Source organism: Paraburkholderia sp. UCT70, from assembly GCF_050434085.1.
Taxonomy (GTDB): Bacteria; Pseudomonadota; Gammaproteobacteria; order Burkholderiales; family Burkholderiaceae; genus Paraburkholderia; species Paraburkholderia tuberum.
The window spans coordinates 39,801-61,048 of the sequence record NZ_JBNPVZ010000001.1; the positions used below are offsets into that span (position 1 = coordinate 39,801).

The 21,248-nt window shown below is 54.7% G+C and carries 14 protein-coding genes and 2 pseudogenes; 6 read left to right on the top strand and 10 right to left on the bottom strand.

The annotated features are described in order from the left end of the window. Positions 1-972 precede the first annotated feature (972 nt). Entirely contained in the window at positions 973-1,164 is a 192-nt protein-coding gene (locus tag OKW41_RS00205; RefSeq protein ID WP_187639681.1) for a hypothetical protein, read from the top strand. Further along, positions 1,157-3,226, top strand: coding sequence for a recombinase family protein (locus tag OKW41_RS00210; RefSeq protein WP_187639680.1), 2,070 nt, complete (start codon positions 1,157-1,159; stop codon positions 3,224-3,226). The genes OKW41_RS00205 and OKW41_RS00210 overlap by 8 nt, the downstream gene beginning before the upstream one ends. Before the next feature lie 321 nt (positions 3,227-3,547). Here the strand turns inward: OKW41_RS00210 and OKW41_RS00215 are convergent, their stop codons facing one another. From OKW41_RS00215 to OKW41_RS00255, 9 genes and pseudogenes are all read right to left on the bottom strand, one after another. Beyond that, positions 3,548-4,480: a LysR substrate-binding domain-containing protein gene (locus OKW41_RS00215; RefSeq protein WP_429571141.1), complete on the bottom strand. Its 933-nt coding sequence runs from the start codon at positions 4,478-4,480 to the stop codon at positions 3,548-3,550. A gap of 171 nt (positions 4,481-4,651) precedes the next feature. Continuing rightward, a pseudogene (locus OKW41_RS00220) lies at positions 4,652-4,984 on the bottom strand (transposase); the annotation flags it as partial. 265 nt (positions 4,985-5,249) lie between these two features. After that, entirely contained in the window at positions 5,250-6,620 is a 1,371-nt protein-coding gene (locus OKW41_RS00225) for an MmgE/PrpD family protein (RefSeq protein WP_429571142.1), read from the bottom strand. 307 nt (positions 6,621-6,927) lie between these two features. Continuing rightward, positions 6,928-7,653 carry an ABC transporter permease gene (locus tag OKW41_RS00230; RefSeq protein ID WP_429571143.1) on the bottom strand — a complete coding sequence of 242 codons (726 nt, stop codon included), beginning with the start codon at positions 7,651-7,653 and terminating at the stop codon, positions 6,928-6,930. After that, positions 7,653-8,369, bottom strand: coding sequence for an ABC transporter permease (locus tag OKW41_RS00235; protein WP_429571144.1), 717 nt, complete (start codon positions 8,367-8,369; stop codon positions 7,653-7,655). Before OKW41_RS00235 ends, OKW41_RS00230 begins: the two co-directional genes overlap by 1 nt. Before the next feature lie 49 nt (positions 8,370-8,418). After that, a complete protein-coding gene (locus tag OKW41_RS00240) occupies positions 8,419-9,270 on the bottom strand; it encodes a transporter substrate-binding domain-containing protein (protein WP_429571145.1) in 852 nt (283 codons plus the stop codon). Between the two features lie 74 nt (positions 9,271-9,344). After that, a complete protein-coding gene (locus OKW41_RS00245) occupies positions 9,345-10,121 on the bottom strand; it encodes an ABC transporter ATP-binding protein (protein ID WP_429571419.1) in 777 nt (258 codons plus the stop codon). Positions 10,122-10,864: 743 nt separating this feature from the next. Further along, positions 10,865-10,991 (bottom strand): annotated as a pseudogene (locus OKW41_RS00250) (transposase domain-containing protein); the annotation flags it as partial. A gap of 193 nt (positions 10,992-11,184) precedes the next feature. Further along, a complete protein-coding gene (locus OKW41_RS00255) occupies positions 11,185-12,633 on the bottom strand; it encodes an MmgE/PrpD family protein (protein WP_429571146.1) in 1,449 nt (482 codons plus the stop codon). 1,163 nt (positions 12,634-13,796) lie between these two features. Between OKW41_RS00255 and OKW41_RS00260 the strand changes: the two genes are divergently transcribed. The 3 genes from OKW41_RS00260 (at position 13,797) to OKW41_RS00270 (ending at position 17,012) form a co-directional block, all read left to right on the top strand. Further along, positions 13,797-14,870, top strand: coding sequence for an NAD/NADP octopine/nopaline dehydrogenase family protein (locus OKW41_RS00260; protein WP_429571147.1), 1,074 nt, complete (start codon positions 13,797-13,799; stop codon positions 14,868-14,870). A 114-nt stretch (positions 14,871-14,984) separates the two neighbouring features. Further along, positions 14,985-15,764 (top strand): transporter substrate-binding domain-containing protein, encoded by a 780-nt coding sequence (locus tag OKW41_RS00265; RefSeq protein ID WP_429571148.1) that lies wholly within the window; start codon positions 14,985-14,987, stop codon positions 15,762-15,764. A 96-nt stretch (positions 15,765-15,860) separates the two neighbouring features. Then, positions 15,861-17,012, top strand: a complete 1,152-nt coding sequence (locus tag OKW41_RS00270; RefSeq protein ID WP_429571149.1) for a porin — start codon at positions 15,861-15,863, stop codon at positions 17,010-17,012. 390 nt (positions 17,013-17,402) lie between these two features. On the opposite strand, the gene OKW41_RS00275 is transcribed toward OKW41_RS00270, so the two are convergent. Next, positions 17,403-18,515: an NAD/NADP octopine/nopaline dehydrogenase family protein gene (locus OKW41_RS00275; protein ID WP_429571150.1), complete on the bottom strand. Its 1,113-nt coding sequence runs from the start codon at positions 18,513-18,515 to the stop codon at positions 17,403-17,405. 1,399 nt (positions 18,516-19,914) lie between these two features. Between OKW41_RS00275 and OKW41_RS00280 the strand changes: the two genes are divergently transcribed. Next, on the top strand, positions 19,915-20,796 hold the full coding sequence (locus OKW41_RS00280; RefSeq protein WP_429571420.1) for a DMT family transporter: 882 nt from the start codon (positions 19,915-19,917) through the stop codon (positions 20,794-20,796). Positions 20,797-21,248: the final 452 nt, after the last annotated feature.

Below are 21,248 nucleotides of genomic sequence, written 5' to 3' on the forward strand. Positions count from 1 at the left end.
CCAGCGCGGACGACACGCTAAACCATGCGTGCCCATGGAATACGAGAATAGAGTGCGACGACCGCTTCCATCACGACAACAATCTCGGCAGCACGGGCGCTCACAAAAGCCCCAAACCCAGCAACGAGACGCCACACTCCATGATTGGTCCAAACGCATAACTTCATTGCCAAGGCGATACGATCAACGGACTGTGTTACGCGGCCGTAGCTGACCGCGAATTTAGTCAGCCAACGAAACTTCTGTGGCGGCGTTCGGCTGTGGTCGAGACAAACGCCCCAGTTGGGGTTACGCCATCTCGCAGAAAAAAAGGCAACTCAATCGAGCAAGGCTTTGGTTGGCGAGCATCGCGGGAGCATTCGGCAAGCAACGGTGCGCACGCTGAAGAAGGTGACGGGATGTTCGCGCGCTCAACGTAAGCCCCTACGATCTCGTGTTCATGCTATCCCAAACACAGGTCAGCATGTAGTAGTGGCAAATGACAACTGAAGCCGACGCGGAATCAAGGCCGTTCTGTAGTGGTCAAGTTATTTCGGACAGGCAGATAGGTTCTTTCACTGTCGGTTTCGCCTCGTAGGCAACGGGCGACAGATACCCCAAAGTCGAATGCAAGCGTACGGCGTTGTACAAGCCGTCAACACAACGCCCATATCGGCGAATCAAAGGAGGTTCTCTACCGCTGGCACCCGTGGTACGGGCACACGGTATGGATTTTCACCACGATAGAGAGGAAGAACGCCGAGTCAGTGCTGCGCTGTGGGCGAGAGCCGTTCGACACGGCGGGCTTGCTGGAGGTGCCGCAATGGATGTTCGATCCCGTTGCCTGCTGTCGCATTACCTCGGCAACGTCTCCCGCCGTCAGCTGTGAAGCATTGAGGGAACTGAAGTACCTGTTGGCGCAGGCGCCTGCTGCCACGCCGCGCGGTATGGTACAAGCCGAGCACCATCCTTTGCTCCGTACAGGAGGTGCTGATGCGACGCCAGACAAACCCCCAACCGGGCGGTCAACTCGACCTGTTCCGTCTCTTTCCGAAGACACCACAATGGGAGCACCTGCCGCAAGAGGTCCGGCAGCAGACGGTGCGTTTGCTGGCGCAGCTGCTGCGGCAACACCGTCGCGGGCTGCTCGCCGCCGTACACGAGCCGGAGGTGCGCGATGAGTGACAAGATTCGGGCGCAGCATCTGGCGCGCAAGGCCATGCTGTACGTGCGCCAGTCGTCGGCCTACCAGGTCAGCCACAATCTGGAGAGCCAGAAGCTGCAGTATGCGATGCAGGATCGTCTGCATCAGTTGGGCTGGAACGAGATCGAGGTGATCGACGAGGATCTGGGACGCTCTGCGGCCGGAACGCAAACGCGCACGGGCTTCGAACGGATGGTCGCAGAGGTCTGTCTTGGGCACGTCGGCGCAGTTGCCGCTCGCGAGGTTTCACGATTCGCGCGCAACAGTCGCGAGTGGCAGCAACTGGTTGAGGTGTGCCGCGTCGTCGACACGGTGCTCGTCGATCAGGAGACCGTCTACTCACCGCGGCAGAGCAACGATCGTTTGCTGCTCGGCTTGAAGGGCAGCCTGAACGAATACGAGCTGGATCTGTTGCGTCAGCGTTCGCTCGAAGCTCGTCGGGAGAAGGCCAAACGCGGCGAACTCATTGTCGCGGCGCCGGTGGGTTACTGCAAGACCGAAGACCAGCGCCTGGAGAAGGATCCGGATTTGCGCGTGCAGGACGCCATCCGCTCAGTATTCCGCCAGTTCGGCGCGATTGGTTCGGTGCGTCAGACGTTGTTATGGTTCCTGGAGCACGGCCTGCAGTTGCCGGCATGCATGCCGCGCGGCGAAATCCAATGGAAACGGCCGAGCTACGGCACGGTGTACCGGATCCTGACCAACCCGATCTACGGTGGCACGTATGCCTATGGCAAAACCGAATGCGCGATCCATTACGAGGCTGGGGAACCACGCAAACGTGATCGCCGCAAACCACGGGATCAGTGGCTTGCGCTCATTCCGAATGCCCACGAAGGGTACGTTGACTGGGACGAATTCGAACGGATCCAGTGTGCCATTAGCGGCAACCTGCGTCTGGCCGGACACGCTGGCGCCCCGAAGAACGGTGAGGCCCTGCTGGCGGGACTATTGCGCTGCAGGCGCTGCGCGAGCAAGCTGACGCTACACTACACGGGTAACAGGCACGACGCCTTGCGCTATAGCTGTCATCGCGGCTGGATGGACAAGGGGCAACCGCGTTGTATTGCGTTCGGTGGCACACGCGCGGACGCGGCCATCGCCGAGGCGGTCTTGCAGGTCGTTCAACCGGCGGCAATTGAGGCAGCAATCGTGGCGCGCGAAGAAGAGACCCTGAAGCAGGACGAAGTGCTGGCCGCGTTGCAGCGGGATCTTCAGGCTGCACGCTACGCCGCGCAACGCGCGCAGAAACAGTACGATGCTGCTGACCCCGAGAACCGGCTCGTCGCCGACGAACTGGAGCGGCGCTGGAATCATGCGCTACTACGCGTAGAGGAACTGGAATCGCGTATCGAGCAACAGTCGCGCACATCCGGCCAGATACCGCCTACCCAGCCAGAGGAGTTTGCCGATCTTGCCACTGCATTGGAATCGATCTGGCCGCAGGCCGACGCCCGCCTGAAGAAGCGCATAGTGCGCACCCTGATCCACGAAGTCGTCGTTGACGTTGACGACGCAACGAGCGAAATCGTGCTCGTCATTCACTGGAAGGGCGGAGTACATACCGAGATTCGCGTGCCGCGGCGGCGCCGCGGAGAGAACACTACGCATACGTCACGTGAAGCAATTGATGCCGTGCGCCAGCTTGTCCGTATCTGTCCGGATCTGGTGATCGCCGGCGTACTCAATCGCAATGACCTGCGAACCGGCCGGGGTAACTTCTGGACCCAGGAGCGAGTCACCGCGTTGCGCAGCCACCATCAGATCCCGGTCTATTCGAGCGAACGACGTGCTGCTGAAGGATGGATGACGTTGACCGAGGCATCGGCGTTCATCGGTGTGAGCCCCGGAACGCTCAGGCTCGCAGTTGAGCGCAACAAGATCCCAGCCGAACATCCGTTACCCAACGGGCCATGGATCTTCAATCGCAATTCGCTGACCGGGGACGCAGTTACCGAACTCGTCGGACGGGCTCGCGCACGGCGTGGACACCCCACAATACCAACGACACAACAGGGCTCTCTAGATTTATCAACAACATAGCGAGGTTGGGCAGTATGAAACGCACTTGTATAATTCGCGCCGACTACACTCGACGCTCGAGTACGTCAGCCGCATGACGTTCGAGAAAAACTGGGTTCGCCGCTCAACAGGGGCGAGCCGCATAAATCCCTCAGCTATGGGATTCGCCAAACAGGGGAAAGGTCATGATTCAATCAGCCACTGCCCGGCCGGCGGCCATGTTTTTCCAGGTCTGAGCGCCCTCAATCCGTCTTCTCGCGAACGCTTCGCCTTCATGCCCGTATAAGGCATCCCGCACTATTTAGTGCACTCATCAGTACGATGATCAATCTCAGCGTTCTGCTAGGTTTGCTTTGTCGCCGACTCACCGAATATCTCCGTCCACGCCTCTTCCGCAACCTGTTTAGCGCATCGTTCATACTCCTGAACACGCTCGATGTTTTTCGCCAATCTCGCATGACAGAAATGAAAATACTCAGGAATATCGGGCTTGAACCGCCTGATATCTAAGCGACATCTCATGTCGATGACAGATAGGGGATGCACCAAGGAAATCCCCAGTCCCGCCGAGACGAATTCACACAGAGTGGGCGTAGTTTCGCTTTCTAACACGACGTTGAGGTCGACGCCATAGGAACGGATAGCGTCATTGAAAGCACTGGTCGTCCGGTTATCTGCCGCATATCCGATAAAAGGGATCCCCTCAATGTGCTCGGGGGTGACAAATTCAAGTCGGCTCAGCGGGTGTCCTTTTGGCATGATGCAAACTAACGGGCTCTCCATGATAGGCGTCACGACCGAATTTGGGCTGCTCATCAAGCTCGTTGTGAATCCAACGTCCATCTGACGCGTGGCGACGCGATCCGACACAATGTTGGATGCTCGCATATGGATCGTCGGACGAACGTCTGGACACCGAGAGAGGAACATCATCGTCGCCCGCCTGATGAATGATCCGGATAATTCCGGAAGCACTCCGATAGCAAAGTGACTCATGTCCTTCCGCCGGATGATTGCGATCGCCTCTTCAATTTGTCTTAGACCCGCAAATACTCGATCGACTTCACCGTACAAGCGCATGCCTTGTGCCGTCGCAGTTAGTCGGCCTTTAACTCGTTCGAACAGTAGAAGACCTGTCTCCTCCTCAAGGTGGACTAGCAGTTTGCTCACGGCAGGTTGGGTCACGTGAAGAACCTCGGCCGCTCGACTGACCGTGCCTTGCTCGATGAGAGCTTTAAATGCCTCTATCTGCCGTAGTTGAAGTTGTCTTTTCATATGCCGCTGCTTCTTTTAATGTCATTCCTAGACTAGGAAAATGCTGATTAATGTGCGGCCCGTTCGGCATGCCGAAGAACAGGCGTCAAAATTTCCGGATAACGAATCGAATCGGCGCTCATTTCGGTGAATTTGGCTCGTAAATGAGCCTCTCTGGTCGCATCTTTCACCGCAAGACGGATTGCTCCCATAAACCGATCGCAACAGATTTCTCGAAATCACCAGATTCGCCAGAGCGAATAGGCTGAACAGTTGCGCCGTGTTCCTGGCCAAGCCCCTGTATCGGATCTTGCGATGGTAAAACAGGTTCTGGACGATATGGAACGGATGCTCGACCCGCGCTCGGATCTGCGCCTTGGTCCGCTCGGCCGCAATCACCAGGTCCTTCAGTGGGCCTTCCGACATCGCATTGATCTTTCCGCGCCTAGCCGCGACGTGCCACTTCACCGTCTTCTCCTTGGTTTCCTCGCGCTTGTCTACGCCGATGTAGCCCGCGTCGCCCGATCTGTCCTTTTGAAGCTGTGAAGAACGCTTGTTCTGACGGTCGCAGCGTTTACCCGGCACCGCTGAGCGTCCCAGCTAGCAGTCACTTCCATATGCAATCCATTTTTCAGCTCCTTGGATGCCGGGTAGACAATGCAACTCGCTCGCTGTATGCAACGGTAGCCACAGCTTGCGGACGATCCTCAACAAGCTGGGACAATTTTGTCATTTCTTACATCGATGACCGATGAGTTTCCGAACTACGCGGGCTACACAAATACCGTTCTTAAACGAACTGGATCTCCGACAAGCTTTCCGTCAAACCACGCATGTCGCCTCGTCTGGCATCCGAAATGGCCCCGATTACAATGTTCTGCTGCTCTGGAGTGGCAACGAAACGCGTGGCCTGTCGAAACTTATCCTCGAGTTTATCCCACGGAAGACCGTTATCCTTCGGGAAGGTTACAGGTGAAACAAAGCGCTGATCCCCGCATGTGACCGTGACACGGGCCGGCAGCATGCCGCTTTCCGCATAGATCTTGTCCAGTTCCGGACTTAGCGAAAGCTCCACCTTGTGTGAAAGCGCAGTGACAGAGGGATTGTTTAGGACATCGCCAGTCAGTGGCAACAGAGCCTCGTGACCGTAGTGCGCGACCAACGCGAGACAGTATGGATGACTATACTGAACATCCATTATATCCCGAGGTTCTATCCAGTTCGAAATGCGTAAGGCCGGCCCGTATGTTTCGACCTCAATCATGTCGATATTTCGACCCACTAACCGATGTTCTTTGATCAGCTCGATTAATGCATCAAGCGCACCGTGTAGATGCCTGCAACAGCAATATGGCTTAAAGCCCGTCGTGCGAATGTACTGGTAGGAACCGAGGTCTAGATCGTTCGGAAAATTGTAGTAACGCGTTGCGTCCAAGATATTGCGGGCGCCCTGAAATCCGTTCTGCGCTGATGCAAGCGACTCCAAGCCGGTCACGACAGCCCACGTGATGCCCTCCTTGACATGGTTTGGCTCGGGATGCGGCTTTCGGGGAGCGGGAGCGCTCGCCAACGACTGATTGGGTGCACTTTCCCCAGCAATCGCCAAAGCGTGTTCAATCACCTCGCGGGAGGACCGGCGAAGCGCCGCAGCCGTTGCGACGACCGCATAAGGAGCCCACGTACCACTACTTCCGTAGGCGCGCGCAGCGCTAATCGCTGTACCAACTTCATAACCGATGACAATCGCATTTAATAGCTCTCCAAAGGTGGCTTTCGTCTCTTTGGCAACGGCAATGGCTGTTGGAATGACGGCGGCTCCAGGATGGCCCCGAGATGCCGGCGTGTCATCGTCGAGGTCTAGCGCAGAACCGGCGGCACTGTTTGCCCAAGCAGCTCCAATGACGGAACTGGTCTCTCCCGTGAACCAAATAGGAATGTCCCCAGGAGGTCGCGTTTCGTGAGCCGTCTTTCGGATCGCAAGGGCCCCCGCCTGCCCAACTCCAGCGCCAACAGCACTGAGCAGATCCAGGATACATTTGAGCGCGAATTCCAGCGACTCTTCTGGAGCTCGATTTTCCCGCGCCTCCACGATATAAGCGGAAAATTTTTGGACGATCCCGCCTTGGGGATAACGCTCGTCCTCGATTACATTACTCGTCATGGTACCTCGATAACATCAATTGAACATTTCGAACTTGATAGTTGGCTGCAAGTGACACTTTAATGCGCAACACCGCAATGTCCGCCCACGATCCAGTTTTGCTGTCGACCTGCCACAATCGACGCAGCCGGAGACTCTTCATCAAGCTGTCGGCCATGAGAAAAAAGCTGTACACAAGGGCCAATTACCCTCGTGTACCCGAACGGAGCCGCCCGTAACGGGACAATGTTGGCTCGTGCCGCCAGGCCACTTCTACGTCGTCGAACTGTGGATGCGTTCATGGGCGACGGACACCGTGCCGAAGTGCTTAATGCATGGCCGCTGCAGCAGAAGACCCGAACGTGCGGCGATCGCGTCTCTTCGGACTAATCCGCCTTTCGATCATGAATATAACTCTGCTAACAAGAAAGTTCATGCTGAGATAGATGCAGCCGGCTATCAGAAATACCTCTACGGGGCGGTAGCTGTTGGAGATGATTTGCTTAGCCACTCCTGTCACTTCGACTATGGTGATTGTCGACGCAAGTGACGTTGACTTGATCATAATCATAAGTTCGCTTCCATAAGCTGGGAGTGCTTGCCGCATTGCAATCGGGAAGACAATTCTGCGGAATAAAAGGACGCTTGACATGCCAATTGACCGCGCCGCTTCAATTTGTCCCCATGGTACTGACTGAACACCACCACGAATGATTTCGCTGGTGTATGCCGCAGTGTTCAGCGACAGAGCTAAAATCGCACAAAACCACGCATCGCGAAATAGCGCCCACAGGCCGAGGTGTTCCAAGACAATTCTAAACTGCCCCGATCCATAATAAATCAGGAACATTTGCACCAAAAGCGGCGTGGACCGCACCACATATACGTAACCATAACCGAGAGAAGCCAAAAGCCTACTGTTCGAAAGCCGAGCCAATGCAACTGGGACCGCAAGCAGGAAACCGACAAAAAGCGACACGGAAGCCAATGCGACGGTCGCAGGAACCGCCGCAAGAAGCTTGGGAAACGACTCATATATCAGCTGAAAATCCATCACCGACTCCTTACGCCGCGGTTAGCCCACTTCTCTGCTCTCAGAAATCCTTGGTTTGAAATCGAAGAAAGCAAAAGGAAAATCACGAAGGCGGCCAGATAAAACGTGAACGGTTCTTTGAAAGATCCAGCTCCGATGGCAGCTGTGCGCATGATTTCAACCAACCCAACGACGGAAATGAGTGATGTATCCTTTAACGCCAGTTGCCAGACATTCCCCAAACCGGGCAAGGCGAATCTCGCCGCCTGTGGAATAAGAATCCGACGAAGTAGCACTGCCCGCTCCATTCCCATTGCCACTGCCGCTTCAATTTGTCCTGTTGGAATGGCTATGACCGCTGCCCGTACGACCTCTGTCGCATAGGCTCCGGAACTGATGCCGATGCAGAGCACACCGACTGCGAACACAGGCAGTTCTATATAACCTTCGAATCCGAAAACAGCGTTCGCGACATACCGGAGCAACGTACCCCCACCAAAGAACACCAGAAAAATTATCAGCAGCTCGGGAATTCCGCGTACGACCGTCGTATAGACGTCAGCTAGAAAACGCAGCAAACTGAAGCGAGAGAGTTTTGCCGCGGCAAAAACCGAGCCGAGCAAAATGCCGACGAGAAATGAACACACCGCGACGGCAACGGTCATAAGGGTGCCACGCGCAAATTCGTCAACCCACGCTGTGCTTCCCCATGCGAGCACTGAAATATCCATTTTCATTCCCCCTCAAATTGAGTTCGGCTATGCATAAACGACCGTATTCACTTATCTATTCCTTCGGCGAATTGTCGAAGCCGAACCACTTGATGGCAAGTCTGCGCAGGCTGCCATCTGAAATTGCTTCCCCGATCGCCTTGTCGAACATCGCACGTAGTTGATCGTCATTTTTGCGAAATCCAGCGGCCACTCGGCTGCCGAACGGCCCGTTCGTCATACTAGGGCCAAATATCCGCAAGTTCTTGCCGTCGGGCTTGTCCATCAACGGCTTGAGGAAATTGAAGGAAACTATTCCTGCATCGATTCTCCCCGCCGTCAGGTCGAGCATCATGTTATCGGTGGTGTCATATGTAGAAAGTCTCACGGTCGGCATGAACTTCTTCATGAATGTCTCGAAGTTACTGCCCACCTGTACCCCAACGGTTTTTCCCTTCAGAGCGGAGGTGATTTTTTTAATCGCTGACTCCTCATCAGCATCAAATTTGTCCAAATTCAGATTTGATGGCGATATTTTGAGAGCGGTTAGATCGCTCGCCGATGTGGTGACGAAAACCATCGGAGTGGTTACGTACGGCCTCGAAAATGAGATAACTTTTTCTCGGGCGGGTGTGATCCCAATTGCAGCCATAATTGAATCGAATCGACCGGACAAGAGAGAGGGAATTAGGCTGTCATAGGCCTGATCGACGATTTCGCACTGCAATCCCATCCGTCGGCACAAGTCGCTAGCTACATCGATCTCAAAGCCAACCATCTTGCCGCTCGTGTCCTTGAAGGCATACGGAGCATACGAAGCTTCGGTACCAATCGTGATTCTCTTGTACTCCTTGGACATAACAGGGTCGCAGAGCATCAATGCAGCTGACAGCATTCCAATAAGCGCGCCGATTTTTAGGGACTTCATGAACGTCTCCTGGACTATGTCCTATCTTCTTCGTTTTACGATTCTCTTTATTTCAATATCGCGTTTGAAGTCAGCTAAAGTACACGCGAGAGAAATTCACGACATCTCGGCGATGCTGCATTTTTGAAAACCTCTTCTGGCGTCCCTTCTTCCTCAATGCGTCCTTTTTCAAGAAAGATCATCTTGTTGGAGACATCACGAGCAAAACCCATCTCATGAGTAACAACTATCATAGTGCGCCCCTCTTCCGCCAATTTCCTGATGACTTTCAGCACTTCTCCCACTAATTCGGGATCGAGTGCGGAGGTCGGCTCGTCGAAAAGGAGCGCAGCCGGTTGCATCGCGAGCGCACGCGCGATGCTTACTCGTTGCTGCTGCCCACCAGACAACTCGGATGGGTAACACGCGTGCTTGTCCGCAACGCCAACTTTCCCAAGGAAATCCATTGCCCTATCGCGCACTTCGTTATTTGGCAGCTTCAGCACATGGACTGGCCCTTCCATCACATTTTGCAGCACGGTCATATGGGACCACAAATTGAAGCCCTGGAAGACCATACCGAGTTGCATGCGCATCTGGTCAACTTTCTTGCGATCCATCCCGACGACGCAACCCGTTGCGTCGGTTTCCACGCTGATCTCGCGCTGCCCCACCGCGATGCGGCCTTTGGTAGGGACCTCAAGGAGATTCATGCATCGCAAAAACGTACTTTTCCCCGACCCAGAACTACCAATTAACGAGATCACGTCGCCCCGCTCAGCCTGAAGCGAGACCCCTTTGAGCACTTCGTGAACGCCGTAACTTTTGTATATGCCATCGGCGACGAGAGCCGGTGTTTTATGGCCCACCATGCCGATCGTGGTCCCGCCTGCCTCTGGGGTCATTGACAACGCGTGACTCGCAGATTGGTACGCCGATCGAAGTGCATTAACCACCTTCATCTCATCTCCTCATGACTGAACATCTCAGGTTTGACATTTACGTCAACCTCAGAAGGATTATCGTTATAGATATTCATTAAACGTTGTACTGCCTTGCGCTGTCGGACCTGCAATGAACGCGATGGAAGCGCCAAGCACACTCGACGGACAAAAAAAGGCGGTTGGCCGGTCGTTCGCTCGAATTTACGCCCCGTCTCACTGCCCAGCGATTGCGGGTAAGCTCAGAATACGTATGCCCAAATTGGGTGTCAAAGTCGAGTTGAGACACGACGGTATTCCTCCGGGTTATACTTACCTCGCGTCACATCGGGCGCAGTTGCGGGTCGCACGAGCGCATGTTGAGGTTGCGCCCCAAGACTTCGGTCGCGTGCCCGTTCTGGACTTGGCACAATTTGCACCGCATACGCAATGCGAGCATTCTGATGTCAAGAAGACCGCCGCACACCTCGGAAAATGGCCGGCTCCAGCGCCAACACGTCACAGAACCTTCCGTGATCGAGCCCCTTTTACTCTTCGATCCAATTTAACGATCGCTTGAGGGTCGAAATTGTTCCAAGGTTTCGTTTGCGTTCGGCCGATCGGCAGGGAGCCCGCAATTTGACTACCAATGTCATAAGCGACCAATGATCTCTTGACGGGCGAGGTAGGCGCTGGCTTGCCGCGGGCTGCCAGCGATGCGGCAATAATGCGGCGATGGGCTGGCCCTCGTGGGCAGGCGCGTGAGGATGTCTTTGAGATTGCGTGCGGGTCTTGCCTATTGAGTTGCGCGAAGCGTAGTAAGCCACCGGCCGATACGTGCGTCTTCGCCGGCGGTAAAGCGTACGAAGCTCGCACGGCTGTAGCCGAGGCGGCATACCAATTGCCCCCGATATGTCCCTCTAACGTAAATGCACCCGGTGCGTAGTCGAGCTTCTTCCGGATGTCCTCGCCGATTCGCACGCATTTCATCACCAAAACGATGATGAGGTTAACCTCAATCCTTGAAGTTATCCCACCCAAAAATCATATTATTAGAGCTTCTTAGGCATTCGGCACGCGCAATACTATTTTCGAACGAAGTACTCATACAGGCCTTTAACGGCTCCAAGTCAGCTTTTGAGCGCAGTTCTTCAACCGCGGCGAGCAGTTGCTCCTGCTGCGCACCAGTGGCGTGAAACCGCGTCGCCGCAACGTACTTTGCCTTGAGTTCTTCCCAAGAGAGGGGGTCACCGGCTTCGCCGCGTGGCTCGGTAACCTCCGATACATACCGACGTCCCCCGCACACGATTGTGACTCGCGCGAGTGTTCTGGCAGGGAATTGTTTATCAAATTCAGCGTCGACCGTTAGCGAAACCTTGTTGGCGAGTGCGCTCACTCCCTCGTAAGTTAAGCAGTCTGTCGTGAGGGGCAAAAGCGACTCTCGTCCCGCGAGGGCGGCGAGGGCCACGCAATAAGGGATGCTGTACTGAACGTCAACGAGGGTAGCTGGGCAGGTCTGATTCGCGATGCGCAGCGCCCCGCCGTACGTCTCGATGTCGATCGCCTCAATCGCCTTCGCGTCGAGTCGATATTGCTCGATCAGCCTCAGGGTGGCCTCCAAGGGCGGGTGAACGTGCCGACAGCAGCAATAGAGCTTGTAGTAGGCGTCGCAGATATGCAGAGACTCCCCGAGGGGCGATACGTCGACAAACCTATAGAGCAGACCACTGTCAAGTATGTTCCGGGGACCGGTGAACCCGCCTTCTGCGAGATCGAGCGCGAGCATCCCGGTCACTACGGACCATGGTATGCCCTCCTTAATGTCACTGCTCTCCGGTGTTGGGAAGGAGAGCGGTGGCGCGCTCATGAACAACGAATTGGGCCCGCTTTCGCCTGCGATAGCCAACGCATGCTCGACTACGCTACACGAGGCACACCTCAAGGCCGCGGCTGTTGCGACAACTGCGTAGGATGACCACGTACCTGTCGTACCGTATGTTGTACGGGCCGCAGCGATCAATACGCCGACTTCATAACCGATGACGATTGACGCAATCAAATCTTCCAGCCCGGCTCCCATTTCAGCCGCAACCGCAAAGGCCACCGGAATGACCGCCGCGCCTGGGTGCCCGCGCGCGCGTCGATGCCCGTCGTCGAGATCTAGCATCGACGCAGCCGCGCTATTCGCCCACGCAGCACCGACGACCGAACTGCCCGTTCCCGTGAACCACATCGGTATATCGCCCGATCCCAGATATTTACATGCTGTCGCGCGAATCGCGACAGCACCTGGCTCGCTAGCCCCTGCCCCCACCGCGCATAAGAGGTCGAGGATGCGTTTTAGCGCAGATTCCCTGGCAACCCCGGACACCCGCCTACCGCGAGCTTCGACGACATAAGATGCAATACGATGAATCGTGCTTTGCTGCAGAGAAAGCTCGTCATCAGGCGGAGGATTGTTCATGACGTTCCAGAATTATGTGACCGACCAAACGTGCGTAACGCACAAATCTATGTTCAAAATGATTGCACCGCGTGCGACCGCCCAGGGATCCGATGGAAGCCCTTGGTCGTCGCCACGGATACGACGGACGGGTCGTAACGTCTCCAAGGGGACTCGAAGCTTTGTCAATGAGCATGCGAGTACTCGCCGTGAAAAATCGGAATGCCGCTTTTCGCAAGTAACCCGAACCCGACCACCTCCGGCAACATCTACGCCGATCTGCGACGCCCGACCGTCCTTAATAACAATTGTGCACTGATGCTACTGCCAACCCTGCCGACGCTCACTCGAGTGACGAGACATGTTAGGCGCGTCTCGTCGAAAAATCAAAGTCCGATTTTCAAACGTCAACATTCCAGAAGGTTATAGCGGTGCATTGTTTTCTCCCGAGCATTTAACAAAATGCAGGGTCTATTGGCGAGTACATCGTCTCTGCATAAACGCCAGAAACAGACGGGGATATGTCGTTGCACAATGACCGGGTCTGGGCGCGAAAGGAAGGGAGCTGGACCATACGCGGAACATCGCACTACGGGCAGGATCCGCTTTTGTCCGGGACCGAAGCCCCTATCCACGCGCCGCGTACCGAACGATGCACTGCGCTCAACGTCCAGCGCGGGAGATCACGAAGCTGCAGACGTTGCCGAAACGATAAGGACAAGTGGCTTGGAGCAAAGGTGCGAGGTGAACTGCCTGAGTTGCTCGCTTTCCTAAAGGCAACTCCGCACCCATAACCTTCCAGAATACATCCACGATCAAACCGGACTTTGACACGAGATATTTGCCTCTCTATTCTGAGCCACATTAGCTTTGCTTCTCACTGGATAAGACGGAACGTGCCTTTTCTGCCGCAGTTTGATGCAGCCAATAAAAGCATTTACAAGAACAAACGCTTGTCTTGCAACCGATAGTGTTTTCTCACGTAAGAGCATCGCATTGAGCACCAAAACCCACCACACTCAATGTAGTTTTGCAGATCGATACTATCTCATATGCGAATAACGTGTAGGTGACGTTTCGTTTTCCCTCTCCAAAAAGCGATGGGTTTTGGCTTGGCTGAGAAACTTAGTACATAACCGCCTAGGTCGTGCACGGCCAGTAAACTATTTCAAGGTATAAGGCACATGCAAGTGACAATCGTGGGAGCCGGCGCAATCGCTTTGGGTTATGCGGCGTATCTCATACAGAATGGACATAAACCGAAAGTTTGGTCTCCATCGGGAGCCCGGACTACAGACTTCGTTGCTGGACTCCCCCTTCACGTGAAGGGAGCGGTCGAGGGAGAGTTCTACTTAGAAGTCTGCGGGAAAGCGGAAGATGTTGGCGATGCCGATGTCATTATTTTGGCATTGCCGGCCTACGGATACCGATTCGTCCTCGACAGCATCATCCCTCATATCCGCGCACACCATAGCGTAATCATCAGCGCTCATCTTTCATTTGCCGCTCTCTACATTTCCCAGCGCCTTGCGGCGCGGGGGCTCGTCATCCCCATAGCAGCTTGGAGCACCACGGTGCTAACGTGCAAGACTCAGTCTGCGAGAGCTATCACGGTAGGCACGATCCGCGCCAAGGTCGACATGGCCGCATTTCCAACCCGCCACATCCACCGGATTCATACCACTTGCGTTTCACTCTTCGGAGATCGGTTCGCACTGAAGGACGACATGCTGACGCTGACGCTCAGCAACATTAATCCGCAAGATCACATGGGTATTGCGCTAGCCAACTTGACCCGTATTGAGAAGGGCGAAAGCTGGAGCCAAAACTCCAATCTGACACCAACAGTCGGGAGGCTCCTTGAGGCTCTAGACCAAGAGAGACTTACCATCGCAGCAGCATTCGGAAAGTCAGTGAGAACGACCTTTGATCATTGCAGGCTGTCTTTTGGCGTGGTTGGTGACTCACTTTCGGCAATATCGGAGCAACTGGTCCGGCAAGGGAGTGATCCGCTCGGCCCGAGAGACATCGCCACACGCTACGTGCTCGAAGACGTGCCGTTCGGGTTGGTACCGACGCTTCGACTCGCCGAGCTGGCTGGGGTGAGAGCACCCTTGCACGAGGGCGGCGTGGTAATTCTCGGCGCTTGTTACGGTCGGGACTTTGTGGCGGACAACGACATTCTTCCCGAGATTGGACCGCTTCAAATCGACACCCTCAAGAGGCTTGTGGTCGACGGCTATGCCGTTCCAATCTAGATGCCGTTACATCCGGCGCGGCGCTCGATGGGCGTCCGAGTCCGACGCCACCGACGCAATAAAAGCAGAAGTACTATGCCGCAAATCCAGACTTGGAGTTTATAAGAAACCAAAATGAAGATTAGAACGCTACCGGTCGCCCTGTGCGCAACGTCCATTCCATTTGCGGCATTCGCGTACGATGGAAAGGAACTTAAGTTCGGAGTCGACAGCGCTTACCCGCCATTTGAGTCGAAAACCCCGAGTGGCGAGCTCGTTGGATTTGACATCGATCTGGGTCATGCAATTTGCGCGAAGCTCAAGGCGAAGTGCGTCTGGGTTGAAAACTCGTTCGACGGCATGATTCCCGCGTTGCAGGCCCGCAAGTTCGACGCGATCAATTCGTCAATGTCGCAGACCGGGAAGCGCGCGAAGGCAATCGGTTTCAGCCACAAGATATACGCCAACTTCGAAGCGCTGGTTGTAAGGGGCGGCTCGGCTCTGGTGGCAATGCTCGAATCGCTCAACGAAAAGCATATCGGAGTCTTGCAGGGAAGCACACAGGAAGCCTATGCACGGAAGCATTGGACGAATGGAGTTGACATTGTGCCCTACCCTTCGCAAGACCAGGTGTGGAATGACCTCGCGGGTGGGCGGCTCGATGCGGCACTGGTTTCGGGGCCGACGGCTGAGTCGGGATTCCTGAATACTGCGCAGGGTCGTGATTTCGGTTACGCGCGAGGTCCGGCCGTGCACGACGCCGCCATCTTCGGTCCCGGCGTCAGCATCGGTGTGAGAAAGGGTGACAGAGCCCTGCTCGAAGCAATCAACGGTGCGATCGACAGTCTCCGCAAGGACGGGACGTATGACCGAATTGCAAAGAAGTACTCCACGTTCGAGATTTACGGCGGTTAATCGACGTCAACTGCCCAGCAAAACAGACCGCGTGCCCGACCCAGGGTTGCGCATAAAAAAGCATCGAGACCCACAATATAAGGTTTGGAGACCTCAATGAAAATCAAACTTCTTGCAGCTTTCGTGATGTCAGCCGCCGCAGCTCCCGCAATGGCCCAAAGTACGGTGACGCTCTACGGTCTGATCGATGAAGGAATCAACTATACGAATAACGTCGGTGGCAACAAGCTGTTCGAGCTCCAGAGCGGTACGGTCCAAGGGAGTCGTTGGGGCTTGAAGGGAGCGGAGGATCTCGGCGGCGGTCTCAAGGCAGTTTTCCAGTTGGAGAGCGGCTTTAATGTCAATAATGGCAAGCTCGGTCAGGGTGGCCTGATGTTTGGGCGACAGGCGTGGGTCGGCGTCGCATCCAACCAATACGGGACGGTTACTCTCGGTCGACAGTACGACTCCGTCGTCAACTATCTGGCTCAAACGACGGCGAATGGCACATGGGGCGGGGGCATGTTCTCCCATCCGTACGACAACGACAACACGGACAACACCTTCCGTGTCAACAATACTGTCAAGTACACAAGCCCCGAGATTGCTGGCTTTAAATTTGGCGGCACGTACAGCTTTAGCAACGACACCAACTTCGCCAACAATCGCGCATACAGCATGGGCGTCCAATACGTCATAGGCGGCCTGCTGCTGGAAGCCGCCTATCTGCAGGCGAACAACCAGTCGTCCACCGCCGGTGGTGCAATCGGGAACAATCCCGCTGCGGATGAAAATTTTCTGGGGAACAAGCTGCGCATCTTCGGCGCGGGGGCAACCTACACGTTTGGTTCGGCCAACGTGGGCATCTCGTATTCGAATACCTTCGTCGCCAATCCGGTGTCTTCGGGATACGTCGGCAAGATTACGCCAGCCTCGGGCACGCTTTCCAACCTGCGTTACCAGAATTTCGAAATCAACGGCAAGTACCAGTTCACGTCAGCCTTCTTCGTCGGGGCGATGTATACGTACACCCTGAGCGGTTTCAACGCCACCACTGGAAAGCTAAAGCCGAATTACGAAACTGCGGGGCTGATGGCTGATTACTCACTGTCAAAGCGCACGGACGTCTATGTACAGAGTGCGTATCAGCACGTCGGTGGTGACCGTACTGGCAGCGTCCTCGACTTCGCCTTTGTGCCGGTGGCCGATGACGTATCGTCGAATCGCAATCAGGTGGTTGCACGCGTCGGCCTGCGTCATAAATTCTAAACCGGCCAGATATCGCTCGATTGACGTTCGTCCACGTTCCGAGCGAACCTAGTGGGCGGCGCCTTGCGCCAGCCCAGTTCCTACAGAAGCGGAGAGCGTCCTCACAAGCGCACCCACATGCCGGCCCTCCGCGGTGATCTCCTGCGAGTGATGTTTGCGCTTGCACATGTAGGCGCGCGTTCGTCGCATCAGCGCGTGCCTGCGTCGGCCCTTTCTTCGGCGCCCAACTGCCATAGGGTGATGGAACTGCTCAACCATATCCCGCCCCGCCTGACGATGCTGAAGCAAACTACTACCCGCAATTCAACAATACTGTTGCAGCCGGTATCGACTTAAAATCAAGCGGCCTCCAGGATTCCGAAGGCGATTCAATTTACCCGATGGATGCGGTCACTTCTTAGTAGCCGAAGCTAACGGCAATCGGAAAGTCGCGCTATCTACGAATTGCAATAGCTCCGCCTTCGACATGTGGTCTACACCGAGGCGCTTCAGATTACGGCCAGTTTGAAAATAGTTAACGCCGTTGATGGAGGAAGCGATTTCGATCACGGCTTTGATTGCCCGAGACTCTATGCCCACTCTGGCGCCGAGTTCGTACCAAGGGACCAAGATATATGGAATATCCTCACATATATATCTATGTTGCATACGATCAGGCGTTTTGACCTTCGTGGAGTTATGAGTTTTGGATTGGAAAGCGAAATCGGAGAAGTTGACACTATCTCCGCCGTAAAAGCCGATCATTTCCTCCAGGACTGTCGGCAGTCGAAAACCGAAAGCCTCTCCGATTTTCAATCGCTCATTGTCCACCGCCTCTACGACCCTTCCGACCGAGGGTGAGATCCCGTCACGATAGAAGAAAAAATCTCCTTTTGTGCTTTCTATCCATCCCGTATTTAAAATACCCCCGACAGGATGGATGACACCATTATTCGACTGCATTCCAATTGCGAAAATGTTATCCCACCACAGGAGTCTTTCCGGAAAGATTGCGGTGATTTGCGATAACTGTTTCTCATCCATGGCGTTCGAAAAAGCAGCAATCGGCAAACAATTCTTAATACCAGTGATCCGGACTTCGCCGTCCCTGACCGACGACGCATAGGGCGAGGAATTTGTCTCTAGAACTGCCTGCGGGTTTAGCTTTTTTGAACCCATCGGGGAAAAAAAATTGGCATTATTGACTATGATGACATGTCGACTCAAATCGAAACCTTTTAGATCGCCAATGAGGTCGTCATGCGCGTATGCCGGAACAGCAACCACGAGAAAACGCGAGAAGTTTACGGCCTCATCCATATCAGTAGTTACAGTCGGATAAAACTCACCCGTGATAGCCATGCTAGCCAACAAGCGACCGTTCGCTCGGATCGCATCAATATTACGACGATGATCTGGCTTCCCGTAAAGGAGAACTTCGAATCCACGACTAGCCAAATCGGCCGCGAAAGCGCATCCACAATTTCCGGCACCGATGATTGAAACTGGAAACCTTAATGGCATGTCCTCTCCGCATAAACAAACAGAAGTTTTCTGTGACGCCACTCAATATTGCGACGTCATGCAAGGCTGAACGCCGATCAGTGGCTGTGCGTTAGCACCACGACGGCACGCAACGAACGTGCCACCGCGGACCGAGGTCACCTCTTTAAACGGCTTATATACCGGTTAATCCGGTGAGCAGAACAAGACGCGATTCCTCGTCCAGTGCAGATCATGTCGCGAACGTTACAAATCCAGCATCTTGAGTTAGATCTGTCCGAATCCCGACGTGTTTGTACGGCAACGCGTATCAACCACCGCTGAACAATCATCTGTGCGGAAAGGTTATAAGGCAAAACGGTGTTTTGGCACTCAGATCGCGCAGGTACGTTGGTGCGAGCTTCTTACAAGGCCTCTCACGCCGGCCCAGTGATCGACTGTGATATTGTGGCCACAGCGATGACCGAACTCGTTTCCGATAGATAGATCAAACATCCGAGCGAGCGAGTCGGTATAACGGTCCGGCTGAACGCGAAAACTGCGTCTATCGCCGTTAATGATTCAGAAGGCCATTGGCGGGTCTCGTACGCTCTGCTACGAAAGACTGTTGACATCTAACCTTTGCGATACCGTCAACACGGGTTCCGCTGACGGATACATCTCAATGATCTTCAATTTGGCGCCCTAGTGCCGTAGGCCCGCGAACACCTCCAATAGAGCCTCCCACTCTGTACTTAGGGGCGTTCATTCCATATGTCGTCGCGTAGTAGCCGATGCCGCGCGACTGGGTCATCCGTCGTGAAGTGTGACGGACCCAATCGCGCGCCAGGACGGGACACGAAGGCACCGCTTGCGACAAACCACGCGCCGTTTGTCTGGAATCCGACGTCGGCAATGTCAGCCGAGGCAATTTCGCGAAATTCGCCAAAAGTTCGTTCACCGGGGATTTCGAGCTTTCAGGCTGACATGGTGCGAAAACTGCATGCAGAAAGCTATCCGACCTGGGATATTTCGACAAACCGCGACGTCCCGTAACGCTGCTCAACCAATCTTTTTTGACGCGCCCGATGCGAAGTCGATCGCCGTGCCGAAGAGACAGCCGCTACAGCCATGACGTTGTCCGTTGAGGGCTGTGCTGCCTGAAGCCCTCACGCGCAGCCCGAGCTGAAATCAGCTTTCCGTCCGCGCTGAAATGGCCCCGACAGTTAGAGCCGGTATGCGCCGTGTGGGCTTCGTTACCACACGCGATCGAGCAGGCACTCCTTTTTCGCGGGACCTTCGCAACATGAGAAAACTTTTCGTGATGACGCGCAGAACGAAATTCTGCCTTCTGCGGTATGTCGGTTTGAATTTTGTTACGTTAGGGAATCCTCATATAAGTCACGATTCGTTTGAGACATCGGAGCAGTCTGGCTACAAGTTGGCAACCGAAAATCGGCTTTTTCGCACAAGATTTAGAAAGCTGCGCGGGATTGCGTTCATGTTCTACGCGATTCTTTTCTTCGCGATAAGCAATGCGGTTGCGAAGCTCATTCCGGCAAGATATCCGGCGAACGAGATGATGTTCTTTCGGATGCTATCGGGATTAATTCCCGCCGCGTTCGTGTTCGGGACTCGTCTCATTCAATGGAAGGAACTCACGATTTATCGCGTAGGCGGTCATTTCATCAGAGCCGTCACAGGGCTTGCCGCAGTAGGATTTTTCATTGCCGGCGTGCCATATCTGCCTTTATCAACTGCTGTAACGCTGAAGGAGACAGAAGCAATCTTTGTCTGCTTTTTCGGCATCGTGTTCTTGGGTGAGCGTTTTCGCCTACCTACGGCGATAGCGTCGATGTCCGGATTCGTGGGAGTCGCGGTGGCTTCCTCACCATTTAGCGCCAATGGTGCGTCGCTGCGCGCAATGATTCTAATTCTGCTGAGTGCTATGTTTAGCGCCGGTTCAGTCATCCAGGTCAAGAGACTCTCGCGAACTGACGAGCCAGCGACAATCGTCTTCTATTACACAATCATAGCGACGATTGTTAGCGGAGTGTCACTTCCCGTCGCTTGGGTAACGCCAGATCTAAGGGATTTCGGGTACATGGTTCTATTTGGGCTGACTGCAGGTGTAGCTCAACTTATGCTAACGATCGCAGTCGCGACTGTCGCCACCCCAATCGTCGCCTCATTTGGTTACCTCAGCATTGTATGGGCAATCATTTTCGACTATTTGATTTGGGGGGAGGTCATTTCTCTACAGGTAGCACTCGGAACGGTCATAATTATTGCAAGTGTGCTCTACCTGTCGTGTCGCGCCTAAATGATCCTTTGTGACAGAGCAATGTGCGCATGACCACGACCAGATACTGATATGACTGTCGCAGTCGAGTACCGCAAAGGTGACGACGCGAGCGACAGGACGCGCCGCTCAAGCTCGTCTTCTTCCAGATGTTCGACCGACGCCTAGCCCAGTCCTGCCGCTGCGGCAAGCTGAAGATACTGCGTGATCGTCCCCAGACCGACGCTGAGGGCGCCCTGCACGCTGGCGGTGCGTGAGATCGCATGCCCACTTCAGGCGGAGTACTTCCTTGATTTTTGCGCATGGTTGTCCGATGAGCCGGCATCGTCGGTCGCTCCAACAACGGATCTACCTTAACGCCAGCGGATTGGTCTATGCGCGCGAGCGCAACGAGCAGATGTAGATCGAAACCCATAAAACGCATTTCTCAACATATCCACGCTATAGATGCAAGGCATCAACGCAATCGATTT

Bases quoted from the DNA above. Each gene is read 5' to 3' on its own strand.
- OKW41_RS00240 (WP_429571145.1), bottom strand. From the start codon at position 9,270: ATGAAGTCCCTAAAAATCGGCGCGCTTATTGGAATGCTGTCAGCTGCA.
- OKW41_RS00275 (WP_429571150.1), bottom strand. From the start codon at position 18,515: ATGCCATTAAGGTTTCCAGTTTCAATCATCGGTGCCGGAAATTGTGGA.
- OKW41_RS00225 (WP_429571142.1), bottom strand. From the start codon at position 6,620: ATGACGAGTAATGTAATCGAGGACGAGCGTTATCCCCAAGGCGGGATC.
- OKW41_RS00215 (WP_429571141.1), bottom strand. From the start codon at position 4,480: ATGAAAAGACAACTTCAACTACGGCAGATAGAGGCATTTAAAGCTCTC.
- OKW41_RS00255 (WP_429571146.1), bottom strand. From the start codon at position 12,633: ATGAACAATCCTCCGCCTGATGACGAGCTTTCTCTGCAGCAAAGCACG.
- OKW41_RS00230 (WP_429571143.1), bottom strand. From the start codon at position 7,653: ATGGATTTTCAGCTGATATATGAGTCGTTTCCCAAGCTTCTTGCGGCG.
- OKW41_RS00265 (WP_429571148.1), top strand. From the start codon at position 14,985: ATGAAGATTAGAACGCTACCGGTCGCCCTGTGCGCAACGTCCATTCCA.
- OKW41_RS00245 (WP_429571419.1), bottom strand. From the start codon at position 10,121: ATGGTGGGCCATAAAACACCGGCTCTCGTCGCCGATGGCATATACAAA.
- OKW41_RS00235 (WP_429571144.1), bottom strand. From the start codon at position 8,369: ATGAAAATGGATATTTCAGTGCTCGCATGGGGAAGCACAGCGTGGGTT.
- OKW41_RS00210 (WP_187639680.1), top strand. From the start codon at position 1,157: ATGAGTGACAAGATTCGGGCGCAGCATCTGGCGCGCAAGGCCATGCTG.
- OKW41_RS00260 (WP_429571147.1), top strand. From the start codon at position 13,797: ATGCAAGTGACAATCGTGGGAGCCGGCGCAATCGCTTTGGGTTATGCG.
- OKW41_RS00270 (WP_429571149.1), top strand. From the start codon at position 15,861: ATGAAAATCAAACTTCTTGCAGCTTTCGTGATGTCAGCCGCCGCAGCT.
- OKW41_RS00205 (WP_187639681.1), top strand. From the start codon at position 973: ATGCGACGCCAGACAAACCCCCAACCGGGCGGTCAACTCGACCTGTTC.